We start from the raw sequence: 11,783 nt of genomic DNA, 5'->3' as shown, positions 1-11,783 counted from the left end.
CGTATTTGGAGGACTTTGTCTTCAGTCTGGCTCGACCCAATAATGGATCGAGCTTTTATTGAACACATTTTAAATGAGGTAAGTCACTAACAATCCGCCAAGCAGTATTTCCAACAACTGCCAAGTGCCATGGATCGTTTCTCTGACCGCCAGCAGCCAGTCATCTAAGTAATTTTGGCGGACGCCGTTTGATCGATTATATGCATACCCCACGCTAACGGCGGCCGCCAGTTTAAATAACAAAAAATTTAGGACAATGGTTAGAGTCAAATACATGAAGTTAATTCCTACAATCAACCAACCCGTCACCGTTAACCCCACACCCATGACAGCGGAAATGAAGCTTGCGAATCCCCCTGCCGTTTGAATTGAGCCAACAAAACACAGCGCCAGCGATGACAGAACATGACCGGGAATAAAGGACAGTATCAGGGCGGGCAGGATCAGCATCATTAAATCGGAAAAATAATTAACTATCATTGGGATCAGATCATTGATGAAACTTGTCAACGTCAGCGATTCAGTTGCGTTCAGTAGGCCAGCGTGAATCCAAATACCGATCACAAGAAGCATCACCTGGATCAACCAGACCACTACAAAAAAGTTCTGTCGATGAACCGTTAGCAGACTCCCAACTTGCTTCCATATCCCATGCGTATCGTTTTTCATCGAAATCCTCCATTTATAGTAATGATGATATATCTAGTTATGCCACTCCTTGGAACAAAGTGCAACGCTCAATTTAACACAACAAAACGCCACGAGATTGGGGATCTCGTGACGTCTTTGGGGTTGAAAACTGGGGAGGGTAGTCTCAGTTTTCAGGGAAGATTTTCATATTGAAGGGGTATTCATAAAGTTTGTTAGAAATCGTTTGAATTTTTAGTCATTATTTGAGGGTGAATTACTTTCGTGCACTGCTGCACGCGGGTTAGGCATCGCATCACTCCTTTCGTTGGCTTCAAAATGAGTCTCAGCTCTCGATCTGAGTTAACTCAATTGCTCACTTGATTAGTAGCAGCTCCAGACCACGATTCGAAAATGCGGCAGGTTCTGCGTGTCGTACTTAAACGGCTTGCTGTGTGTCAATCTTAAATTTGGATTCTGATTTATTTGCTTACTGGTTTTAATTGTCACCAACTAATCATTCCTTTCACATTTTCAGATCATCATCCGGGGCCTCCACCAATGCCTGTCAGTGGCTTGGTTGGGTTAACCCTTTTTGATTGTCCCTATCATATCGATCGGAGCTTAATCGAAGCTTAAATTCCATCAATTTTTTGCCTTTTAATTAACTGATTGAAAGGCCGCCGGCATAATGAGTGGATGCGCTGGTGTAAACACGCAGGCTATACGTGCCCTTATCAACTTTCAGTGAGCCATCGGTTGAACCGGACGAAGCGTTAATGGTCTTGTATAGGGCGCCATTCTTATAAATTTTCAGTTGAGCGGGCTTGTTACTAGCGGTCCCGTCTGATTCAAATGTCTTGACGGAGTAATTCAGCGTTGAGTTATCTTTATCAGCCGTTACCGAAGCACTTAATCCCTTGTTATAGGTCTTATAAGTGGTGCCAGTTAACCGCGGTGCCCGTTGATCAAAGCTGGTGGCCGACGTGCTGGTGGCGTTGCCGGAAGCTGCTTTGGCTGGCGTGGTCTTTACCGGATCAGTTTTGGCTGACTGACCCTTATTGGTGTTTGAGGCAGCTGAACCATTGTTAGTCGTTGGGTTCGTCTTAGCTGGTGAATCTTTCTTTTGAGAAGTTGAGTTGGCCGCTGACGCGTTTTGCTTTGCGTTGCTCTGAGCGGGGGTCGTTTTAGCGGTGATAGCTGATTGGTTAGCGGCCTTGTTATCATTAGTTTTGTTATTATTGGCGTTGTTTTGGGATTTATTTTGACTATTCTGGTCCTTATTCGCACTCGCAGTAGTTTGCGTCTTTGCCGGAGCGGTATCCGCGTTTGCCACGATCGTTGATAAGGTGGTTGTTCCAAACATTGCCAATGCTGCGCCTGAAGTAAATAGAAGTTGTTTTAATGTCATATATAATGATCTCCCTTTAATTTAATTGATTTGGTTTGGAATTCCTGGTTCCACGTAATTGATTCTGGTTGAATTGGTTGGCCTGCTGACTTAAGTCATCGCCATCCCCTTTCGTTTTGGAATGACTATAGATTATCGAGACCAGCTTAATCCAAACTTAAATTCGGATGGTTTTGATATTATTCGGGTTTTCCTTAACAGAAACGCTAACATTCTTAAGCCAAGCTTTAAACTAGTCGTTCACAATGAAACTTGAGGGCACACAAAAAGGCCGCCGACAGGTTATCGGTGGACCTTCTCTGACACTTCACTCAGTATTGAATTGCTCATTTCAATATCCAATCCACTTACCGAATTAATCCCTCACGGACTGATACCGCCGAATTGTTGCCTGAATAGCGGCCATGTTGGCGACGACTTGATCGACGTCCTTTGGCGGGATCCGTTTAAAAATGGTCTGGATCTGATTGTCAGCTCGCTGGTTAATTTCAGCCAAGATTTCCGCGCCCTTTGCCGTCAAATTCAGCACTTTAATCCGCTTGTCCTGGTCATGGGGCTTTTCAACCAGAATATCATCGTCTTTTAGTCGCCGCAGAATTCGACTCATGTAGCCCTTATCCAGATTTAAAAACTGCCCCAACTGATTGGCGCTGGTCATTCCCTGATCAATTTCAATTAAGATCCGCGATTCCAGCAGGGTAAATTGGGTTTCCAAATGGTAGCGATCCGTGAGGTGCAATATCTTGGTATAAAATCGATTAAAGTCCCGAATTTGTTTAATGGTTTGTGCGTCTAACGTCATGAATTTGTCCACGCTCTCTTAATACAGTCATCTTTTAATAGTTAGTTGACTTTGGCAACCATCATCATTATAATTGTTAAGGTTGCCTTAAGCAACTAATTTATTATTGGGGAAGGCGCGTTCATGTCAAAACAAATTAAACAATCACTCTTTATTATGGTCCTGGGGGCTTTCTTCGGAATCCTCTGCTCAACACTTATGAACGTTGCCCTGCCAACCTTTATGAATGTCTTTCACGTTAACTCATCAACCGTTCAGTGGATTAGTAACGGCTACGTGCTGGTCAATGCAATGATGATCCCGCTGAGCGCCTACCTCACCAAGAAGTTCACCTTCCGCTCGCTATTCATTAGCTTCCTGCTGGTTTTTCTGCTGGGAACGCTGGTTGGCATGGTCGCGCCAAACTTCTTGATGGTTATCGTTGGCCGGATGATTCAGGCAATTGGCGCCGGCATGATGATGCCGCTGGTCAATATCCTGGCGATTCGTTACGCTGATCCCGACAAAAAGGGGGCCGTCATGGGCATTGTCGGCTTGGCATTTAACTTTTCGCCAATTATCGGCCCAACGTTATCCGGAATCATTCTTTCCTATTTTTCGTGGCGTTACTTATTTATTCTGGTGCTGCCATTTATCCTACTGGATTTAGCATTAGCCATTATTTTTCTGCCCAAGATTCCGACTAAGTTCGAACCCAAATTCAACTTTGGCGGCCTAATCACCGTCAGCTTCGGTTTACTGTGTTTGCTGTGGAGTTTTTCCAACGTTGGCCAGTACCCGCTGACATCCCCAATCATCTTGATTCCGCTTCTTTTCGGGGCCCTCTTTATTACGGTTTTCATCAAAACCCAGTTACATTCCCAAAACCCACTGGTCAATCTGACAGTTTTTAACCATAAACAGTTCACCGCCGCCACCGGCCTCAACTGTCTCGTGGTCGCAACCATGTACGGCAACACGATTTTACTGCCGCTGTTGATTCAATCAATTATGCATCAAAGCCCCATTATCTCAGGGCTGGCATTATTACCGGGGGCCTGTCTCACCGGTATCATGTCGCCAATTAGTGGCCGGTTGTTTGATCGGTACCCCGTCCGCACCATTGTCACCGCTGGCCTTCTGATCGACTGCTTCGGCACGATCATGCAGGCGTTCATTGACGTGAACGCCTCGGTGGCCATGCTGACACTGGGCCAAACCATTCGCCAATTAGGCCTTGTCCTAATTCTGATTCCCATCCAAACCCAAGCATTGGCGAAATTGCCAAACGACCTGATTTCTGACGGCGTGGCAACTTTTAATACGTTACGGCAAATTGCCGCTTCATTTGGGACCGCGATTATCGTAGCCACCATCAACATTGCCACCAAGGTATTCAGCGGTCATCCCCACAATCAGCAATTGGGCATCCAATCCGGCTTTACGATGTGTCTGTTCTTCTTGATTATCGCGCTATTTGTTTCCGCAAAGCTCTACACGTCTCATCACCAGCCGCCGGTAAGCCATCACCATCGGGCGCAGGTGACTAATCGAATTGCAACGTCTCATAAAGCACACGTTTCAATCTGAAACGGTGCTTTTTTCCGTAAAAAAAAGCCCCTTTCAGGGCTTAATCGTGGGAAAATGTTGAGTGTGCATGTCAGTTAGAAAGTATTGGTGTTAATAATTGTCTAGGGGCGAGTTAATTTTGAGTTCTATCCTGAATGGCAACTTTGCATCATCCCGAAATGTCCAGAGTGGGGGTATTAGGGTTAGCATCTTCAAATACATTTTCGTTTGGAGTAGGGGTATCAGAAAAAATCATCATGTTTAACACCCTGAACATTTGATGCTCATAGAATAAAATAGTTACCTTAAACCAAGCTTAAAATGGTTTAAGGTAACGGTTTTCTCAATTATTGGCAATCAATAAAATGACGGCTTATCCCCATCAGTACCTGGTTGGTTCACCCCGATTGACTGACGTGAAGCCTTATTGGGATCCGCAATCAGCTGCACGACAAAGTCCGCAATGCTCTTTCGGGAAACTTCGGTCCCCTTAAACGGCTCACCCTTACGCGTCGTTTCATAACTCACAATGTCCCGATTGGATAACCAGGCTGGCCGGACGATCGTATAGTTTAAGTTCGACTGTTCGATGATCTTTGCCGCTGCGGCATAGGTTTCCAAATAGCCGCCATCCAGCATCTTATGGTTCCATTTACCAAAGTTTCCTGGCACCTCATCATAGATGCCTAACGTCGAAATCCAGATTAGCCGCTGAACCCCGGCCTGATTCATTGCGGTCACAACACTTTTGGCCTGCTGCTCAATGTTTTTGCCGGCAAGGTTTGCGTAGACAACATCGACGTGATCCATGGCACTGACCAGCGCAGCCGGATCGGTAGCATCGCCTTCAATCACCTGCTGCCGGCTGGCATCCGTTACGGTGAGGCGATCAGCATTTCGTAAAAACAGCTTTAACTGATCCGCCGTCTGCGCCAGTAATTCTGCTTCCGCCAACTTGGCAATTTTGCCATTGGCCCCTAAAATTAAGACAGTTGTCATTGTCATCGACTCCTTTTTAACTTGATAAGTCTATGATAGTCACTTATTTCACCATCCACCACGGACAATACGTGAAAACTGTCCATTCATCCTGCTAAGGGGGCATTCCCATCTCAAGTTCAAGAACCAAATCAGAAATCACCCAAGCCACGAAGACTTTGGTGGTCACCCAACCTTTCGATCAAATCTCAGTCACAGCGATTATGGCGACCGCTCATTTACGGCGCCAGAGTTTCTATGACTATTTTCATGATAAATATGATGTCCTGGACTGGATTTATACCACCGAGATCAACGAAGCGGTCAAATACTGCAATTCTTATCGGTACTGGCCGCAAACGCTGCTCAAAATGATGACCTACTTCCAAGATAATCGGGCCTTCTACAGGAAAGTAATCGCCATTGACGAGCAAAACGCCCCGGAAAAGGTGATCGCCAACCACATTAGCAACATGGTTGGCAACATCTTCAATGATCTCAGCAAAAAAGAGCAGCTGCCGGTAACAACCGACTACTGCTCATTTCTCCAAAGTTTGTTAAGTCGCACCCTTCTGAGTGAGCTTAAACGATTTTTAACGGCCGCTGATCCCCTGCCGCTAAGCCAAGAAGTTGCCCATCTGCGCTACTTTCTTGATGACGGGATCAATGGGCTTCTTTTGAGGACCAACCGCATCAAAGCCTACCAACCCTCAGAAAAGTTAGCGAAGCAGTCGCCAAACACTTAGCCAAAATCGCTGTCGTTTAAAGTAGCTAACTTTTTCATATCTTCAGCGGCAATTTGAAAGTCCAACTTGGTATTGTTTTCAATGTGGGCCGGATCCGTCGCCTTTGGAAGCGGCAAAATGTCGTTTTGAAGAACAAATTTAATTGCTAATTGGGCAACGCTGACGTGATACTTATCCGCCATCTTAATAACATCCTGATTTTCAAAAATCGCGCCGGTGGCCAACGGCGAATAGGCCTCAACCAAAATCCCGTGATCCTTGGTGAATTTGGTAATCTCCGGCTCCGTGTAGCCGGCAAAGTAACGAATTTGGTTGACGGCTGGCTTTACGTCAGCGTGATCCAAAATATTCTGCAAGTCGTGGGTATTGAAGTTCGAGACGCCGATGGCCTTGACTTCACCACTGGCATAAATATCCTGCATCGCCTGCCAAACTTCAACGTTGGCTTCATCATAATTAGTTGAACCGCGTTCACCCCATGGCCACGGTGCATGGATCAGGTAAAGGTCCAGGTAAGAAAAGTCCAAGGCCTTCATCGTCGACCGAAAGTCGTTGATCACCCCATCGTAACTCTTGGTTTCGGCGGGGAGTTTTGATGTCACGAAGACGTTCTCCCGGTCGACATCGGAGTCAAAAATCGCCTGGCCAACGCTTTCTTCATTGTGATAGGCCTTAGCGGTATCAATGTGGCGATAGCCTGCTTTTAACGCTGCACTGACGGCTGCATAGGTCTGCTGGCCGCCGGGAATCTGCCAGGTGCCAAACCCCACCTTAGGGATTTCATTTCCATTATTTAATTGATATGTTTCAGTCAGAATTGACATTCGAATGCCTCCTCGTATTGGTCTTTGGTAATCCTATTATGGCGCTTAATCGTTGAAAACGCTAGGAATTGGCATTCCTGGCCATTAAAGAAGAGCCGGTGGGTTGTGTTTATTTCTGTAACCGGTTACATTATAGATAGAAACTCACTTCACTTTGAAAGGATGATTTCAATGACGATTCACGTTAATGAAACAAGCAGCACGTTTCACTTGCAAACTGATCACACCAGTTACATTTTTCGAATCATGGAAAATGGTGAGGCCGGCCAAATTTACTACGGTAACCGAATTCACGTTCAATCAGCTTACCCGAACCTCACTTCACGGGAGTGGCGCACCGATAACCCATCACTCAGCGAAGAAGATCCCAACTTTCAGACCTCGACAATCAAATCAGAATACAGCAGTCTTGGGAAGGGTGATTTTCGCTACCCGGCCTTTCAACTGACAACGGAAAACGGCGCCCGGATCAGTGAATTTCACTATGATCATTACCAAATCATTGCCGGCAAAAAACGCCTCAGTTACCTACCATCAACCTTTGATGATACAGGCGACGATGCTGAAACCTTAGTGATCGCCTTTGTTGACCAAATTAGCGGTGCCACCCTGCACCTCAACTACAGTATTTTCCCCCATCAGGACGTGATTGTGAAAAGCGCAACCTTCGTTAACGCCGGCGATAACACCATTGTCATCAACCGGGCATTAAGCGCGCAGCTGGACCTACCAGATTCCAATTACGATTTGATCCAATTCTCTGGTGCCTGGGCCCGCGAACGGCATCTTTTCCGCAATCATCTGCGGCCGGGAATTCAAAGTGTCAGCAGTTTGCGGACGTCTTCAAGTCCTCAGCACAATCCGTTTATGATGCTGGCCCGGCCCAATACAACGAATCAGGCGGGCGCGGTCTTCGGCTTTAATCTCGTCTACTCTGGCAACTTCTTGGATTCAGTCGAAGTTGACCAGTACGATACCACTCGCGTTTTAACGGGAATCAACCCGGACGAGTTTGCCTGGCAGTTAGCCCCGCAAGCCACTTTCCAAACGCCTGAAGCCATTTTGAGTTACACCACCGCCGGTATGAACCAGCTTTCCCAGCAAATGGGCGCCTTCTACATGCACCATTTGGTTAACCCAAAGTACACCGAACAGGATCGGCCAATCCTCATTAATAATTGGGAAGCAACCTACTTTGATTTTGATGAGCCCAAACTCATGAAGATTGTCAATCAAGCTCATGAATTAGGCATTGAAATGTTTGTCCTCGATGACGGGTGGTTTGGTCATCGTGACGACGATCACACGTCCCTGGGTGACTGGTTTGTCGACAAGAAGAAATTTCCAAACGGCATCGAACACTTTGCCGAGCAGGTTCACAATTTGGGCATGAAATTTGGCCTCTGGTTTGAACCGGAGATGATCTCAATCGACAGTGACCTTTACCGGACCCATCCCGATTGGATGATTCACGCACCCAAATCAACGCCAACGCCTGGCCGGCACCAATTTGTGCTTGATATGACTCGGCCGGAAGTGATCGACTACCTCTACGATCACATGAGCCACATGATTGAATCCGCGGACTTAGACTATATTAAATGGGACATGAACCGTCACATCACCGAAATGTTTGGTTCTCAGCTGGCCAGCGATGAGCAGCTAGAAATGCCTCACCGGTACATCTTAGGCGTTTACAAGCTTTACCAACGGTTAACAACCGCTTATCCAAACGTCTTGTTTGAATCCTGCGCTTCCGGCGGCGGTCGCTTCGACCTGGGGATGATGTATTATGCTCCTCAAGCCTGGACCAGCGACGATACCGATGCAGCCGAACGGATGTTAATCCAATATGGAACTTCTTACGGTTATCCGCAATCAATGATGGGCGCCCACGTTTCGGCGGTTCCAAATGACCAAACCGGTCGCATCACGTCATTGAAGACCCGCGGTGAGGTCGCCTTCTACGGTGCGTTTGGTTATGAACTGGACGTCACTAAAATGACCGCCGAAGAACTGGCTCAGGTGAAGGATCAAGTCGCCTTTTATAAGCAGTACCGCCACCTCTTTCAGTTTGGCAAACTTTATCGTCTCAGCAGTCCCTTTGAGGGTCAGGGGAATATCATCAGCTGGGAGGTTGTCGATCCCCATCAGGATCAGGCAATCGCCAGCCGCTTCCAGTTGTTGAATCATCCAAACGCCCCATACACCCGCTTTTATTTCACTGGGTTGGATCCGGATAAACAGTACCGGGTTAATGACGACCAAGAAACTTATTACGGCGATGAATTGATGAACGCCGGCTACTTTGTCCCAACGATTTTGGCAGACGGTCAGAATTCCAAGGACTTCGTTTCCCAACTATTTATTGTGAAGGCGGTTAATTAATTCAGCTAGCCAATCACTCAATCGAAAAGACCGCTCATCCCAATTTTTAAGGATGAGCGGTCTTTTCTGTTGGTTAACCAGGCATTCTGGTTACCAATTTACATATTGAATTCATCATAGAATAATTTGATGGTATCGCCATACTTAGCGTTGGCATTTTCCGTCTTGGTTCGGGCAGCATCAAACGTGTAGGCGGGCGTGAAGTAATTTCCACCAGCATACTGGGGACTGCCAGCCAGTGAATACAATGGATTGCCGGCTTGGAAAATCGCGTTATCAAACAACGATGCATTGATTGTCGTTTGGGTTGGACTGCTAAATATTGCCTGTTGGGCTGTCGTCAATTGCGGATAAGTGTTGTCCTTCAAGTAGTTTGTCGGAATCTGATTACCCGTTTTGGCATCGTAATAGCTCAGCTTGGAAGCATATTGCTGGACGGTTGGCGTTGCGGTGACATAGACCGCGATCGAACTGCCCACAGTGGTATTAGCTAATGGATGACTTGGATCCTGAGTACCACTGACCGTGTAGCCGGTTGGCACGTTCTTATTAATCACCGTCTGCAATTCTGACGAGTTCGCCAAAATTTCATTCAGTTTCGCGCCGTTCACCAGCTTGGCGCCACTCATCAGATCAGATTGCTGGATAATCCAGTTATATGCGGACCCAACCTGTTGGCCGGAAGCGTTAATATAGTTGATTTGAACACTGTTGTCTTTGGTTGGGGTGGTTGGATTTGGCGTTGGCGTTGGCGTCGTCTTCGCCGTTAAGCCGCCGGCAAATACCCAGCCGGTAACCGAAGCATTATTGTCATCCCGAACCTGATAATACAGCCAGCCTTCCCGAGTCTTGGTAGCGGCTCCGATAACCGTAAATGTATCCCCGGACTTGTAGCCGCTCATGTCAGCCTGTTGGGCCTTATATTGCGACCACTTTGGGTTCACCCAGAGGCCGTTCTTCGCCGGATTGGTTAGCGTGTATCCCGTTGTAGTCGTCGGTAAACTTGCGTTAGTCATTGTGTTGGCAGAAGCAATTCCCCCACCAAACGACGTGGTGCTCCTGCCGCCATAGATCCAGCCGCGCAGGTTGCCGTTAAACGAAACGACTTTGTAGTAAACCGAACCACGGTTGGTCGTAGCGACCCGGTAAGCCCGGAAATACTGTTGGGAACTATTAGAACTGCCATAGGCTGACAACGTTGCCTTGCCGGCAATCACCCGGGCACCACGCAGCGTACCGGCTTTCGTGTATAAAGCGCTGGTCCCGGTCGTTGTCACGTTACGCGTCGTTGGATCTGAGGATAGTTGCGCATTGGAAGTCGCCGTTGCGTATGACTTAGCACTTGCGTTGGTGGTCGCAGCCCCAGTTGCTGCAACTAACGATAATGCCGCAATCCCCACATATAATGATTTTTTCGCATCAAATTTCATATTGTTGCCCCCATATCTATTTTGTGACCAATTTGACCACAGCTTTAATTTACATACAAAGCGTGTTTAAGGCCTTAGATTTGGATAAACCAGCCATTTTGAAGGAATTCTTAATTATTCACTTCTCTTTAGTCAGTCGATGAAAAACTGGTCAAAAAAGAAGTCGGAACGTTTTTTAATCCCCTCACGTTCCGACTTCATTTTCGCCGCTTTTAAATTGATAAAATGGGGGCCAATCAACTGACCTGTCTCATTCTAGCTCTTTAGTTTGTATTCAAACCACAACCGATCCTCGTACGGCTTCAATGCCTTCTCAAGCTGGGCGCGCACAATATTCACCCGCATATCAGCTGCAAGAATCACGCCGCAAATGACCAGCAGGGAAATTTCGATGGCTACCAAGCCCCAATTCTGTTTAGCGGTAACAACCAGCCACTGTTGGATGATCAGCATCGCGATCATGCTGCCGGTTTTGCTTGCCAGAAAATACCAGCGGTTGATGGTTTTCACTTTTTTGGTCACCAACTTTTGCGTTTCCGCCGTTAAGTTGGCGGTTCCCTCAAGGGCAACCTTGAGTCCCCGGGCATCTTTCTTAAGTAATTCCGACACGGTCTCGGAGGACTTGCCAATGTTTCTCATCGAGAAGAAGTCGCCAAGCCACAATCCGATCAAAATATAAATCAGTACAAAGTCTGATAGTTTTAAAATGTCATTCATGTTCTCCCCTCCAATTCGGCATCGTCTTAAATTCTGGCCGTTAGCCAACATAACTGGACTGTCAATTTCAACGGCATCCCCCAATGCGTTGTAAAATACCTGTCTAATCACCCAAAGTATATCGCGAATCCTGAGATTTTAGTAAGAATATGCTTGAAACATTTGTCCGTACCAAAATGGCGGTATAACAGGAATTTATTGGTAGTCTCCGATACTTAATTGGTTAATAATTCGGTGAACTTAATGAGAATTTTATAGTAGCTTTTGCCATTCAACAACGAGCATTGAAAAGTCGTCAGGCCAAATAAAAAT

Annotated in this window: 10 protein-coding genes; 3 read left to right on the top strand and 7 right to left on the bottom strand. The window is 46.6% G+C overall.

Annotated elements, in window-relative coordinates; translation table 11 throughout:
- Positions 1-69: 69 nt before the first annotated feature.
- The 3 genes from FD47_RS04370 to FD47_RS04360 all read right to left on the bottom strand — a co-directional run bounded on the left by FD47_RS04370 (position 70) and on the right by FD47_RS04360 (position 2,840).
- Positions 70-669, bottom strand: a complete 600-nt coding sequence (locus FD47_RS04370; protein WP_054736741.1) for a hypothetical protein — start codon at positions 667-669, stop codon at positions 70-72.
- Positions 670-1,291: 622 nt separating this feature from the next.
- Positions 1,292-2,038, bottom strand: coding sequence for a hypothetical protein (locus FD47_RS04365; RefSeq protein WP_056980092.1), 747 nt, complete (start codon positions 2,036-2,038; stop codon positions 1,292-1,294).
- A gap of 355 nt (positions 2,039-2,393) precedes the next feature.
- Positions 2,394-2,840 (bottom strand): MarR family winged helix-turn-helix transcriptional regulator, encoded by a 447-nt coding sequence (locus tag FD47_RS04360; RefSeq protein WP_008210562.1) that lies wholly within the window; start codon positions 2,838-2,840, stop codon positions 2,394-2,396.
- A gap of 123 nt (positions 2,841-2,963) precedes the next feature.
- Here FD47_RS04360 and FD47_RS04355 point away from each other — a divergent pair, with 123 nt between their 5' ends.
- Complete coding sequence (locus tag FD47_RS04355) at positions 2,964-4,409, top strand: MDR family MFS transporter (RefSeq protein ID WP_082620180.1); 1,446 nt, start codon at positions 2,964-2,966, stop codon at positions 4,407-4,409.
- 336 nt (positions 4,410-4,745) lie between these two features.
- Here FD47_RS04355 and FD47_RS04350 read toward each other — a convergent pair whose 3' ends face one another.
- A complete protein-coding gene (locus FD47_RS04350) occupies positions 4,746-5,387 on the bottom strand; it encodes an SDR family oxidoreductase (protein ID WP_054733419.1) in 642 nt (213 codons plus the stop codon).
- 104 nt (positions 5,388-5,491) lie between these two features.
- On the opposite strand from FD47_RS04350, the gene dhaS reads away from it, so the two are divergent.
- Positions 5,492-6,112, top strand: coding sequence for a dihydroxyacetone kinase transcriptional activator DhaS (gene dhaS, locus FD47_RS04345; RefSeq protein WP_338043330.1), 621 nt, complete (start codon positions 5,492-5,494; stop codon positions 6,110-6,112).
- On the opposite strand, the gene FD47_RS04340 is transcribed toward dhaS, so the two are convergent.
- Positions 6,109-6,936 (bottom strand): aldo/keto reductase, encoded by an 828-nt coding sequence (locus FD47_RS04340; protein WP_054733407.1) that lies wholly within the window; start codon positions 6,934-6,936, stop codon positions 6,109-6,111. The two genes, dhaS and FD47_RS04340, sit on opposite strands and share 4 nt — an antisense overlap.
- A 171-nt stretch (positions 6,937-7,107) precedes the next feature.
- Between FD47_RS04340 and FD47_RS04335 the strand changes: the two genes are divergently transcribed.
- Positions 7,108-9,324, top strand: a complete 2,217-nt coding sequence (locus FD47_RS04335; protein ID WP_054733403.1) for an alpha-galactosidase — start codon at positions 7,108-7,110, stop codon at positions 9,322-9,324.
- A gap of 98 nt (positions 9,325-9,422) precedes the next feature.
- Here the strand turns inward: FD47_RS04335 and FD47_RS04330 are convergent, their stop codons facing one another.
- Together FD47_RS04330 and FD47_RS04325 are read right to left on the bottom strand one after the other, a co-directional pair.
- A complete protein-coding gene (locus FD47_RS04330; RefSeq protein WP_054733400.1) occupies positions 9,423-10,754 on the bottom strand; it encodes a hypothetical protein in 1,332 nt (443 codons plus the stop codon).
- Between the two features lie 255 nt (positions 10,755-11,009).
- The gene (locus tag FD47_RS04325) at positions 11,010-11,471 is read right to left on the bottom strand and encodes a hypothetical protein (protein WP_056980091.1); all 462 of its coding nucleotides are present in this window, start codon (positions 11,469-11,471) and stop codon (positions 11,010-11,012) included.
- Positions 11,472-11,783: the final 312 nt, after the last annotated feature.

Origin of the sequence: Lentilactobacillus parafarraginis DSM 18390 = JCM 14109, assembly GCF_001435895.1 — a bacterium.
GTDB lineage: Bacteria > Bacillota > Bacilli > Lactobacillales > Lactobacillaceae > Lentilactobacillus > Lentilactobacillus parafarraginis.
Note: the sequence above shows the minus strand (reverse complement) of the source record. Positions and strands in the feature narration are given on the sequence as shown.

Coding starts and splice junctions, on each gene's coding strand:
- FD47_RS04340 (WP_054733407.1), bottom strand. CDS start 6,936: ATGTCAATTCTGACTGAAACATATCAATTAAATAATGGAAATGAAATC.
- FD47_RS04355 (WP_082620180.1), top strand. CDS start 2,964: ATGTCAAAACAAATTAAACAATCACTCTTTATTATGGTCCTGGGGGCT.
- FD47_RS04360 (WP_008210562.1), bottom strand. CDS start 2,840: ATGACGTTAGACGCACAAACCATTAAACAAATTCGGGACTTTAATCGA.
- FD47_RS04370 (WP_054736741.1), bottom strand. CDS start 669: ATGAAAAACGATACGCATGGGATATGGAAGCAAGTTGGGAGTCTGCTA.
- FD47_RS04365 (WP_056980092.1), bottom strand. CDS start 2,038: ATGACATTAAAACAACTTCTATTTACTTCAGGCGCAGCATTGGCAATG.
- FD47_RS04330 (WP_054733400.1), bottom strand. CDS start 10,754: ATGAAATTTGATGCGAAAAAATCATTATATGTGGGGATTGCGGCATTA.
- FD47_RS04350 (WP_054733419.1), bottom strand. CDS start 5,387: ATGACAACTGTCTTAATTTTAGGGGCCAATGGCAAAATTGCCAAGTTG.
- FD47_RS04335 (WP_054733403.1), top strand. CDS start 7,108: ATGACGATTCACGTTAATGAAACAAGCAGCACGTTTCACTTGCAAACT.
- FD47_RS04325 (WP_056980091.1), bottom strand. CDS start 11,471: ATGAATGACATTTTAAAACTATCAGACTTTGTACTGATTTATATTTTG.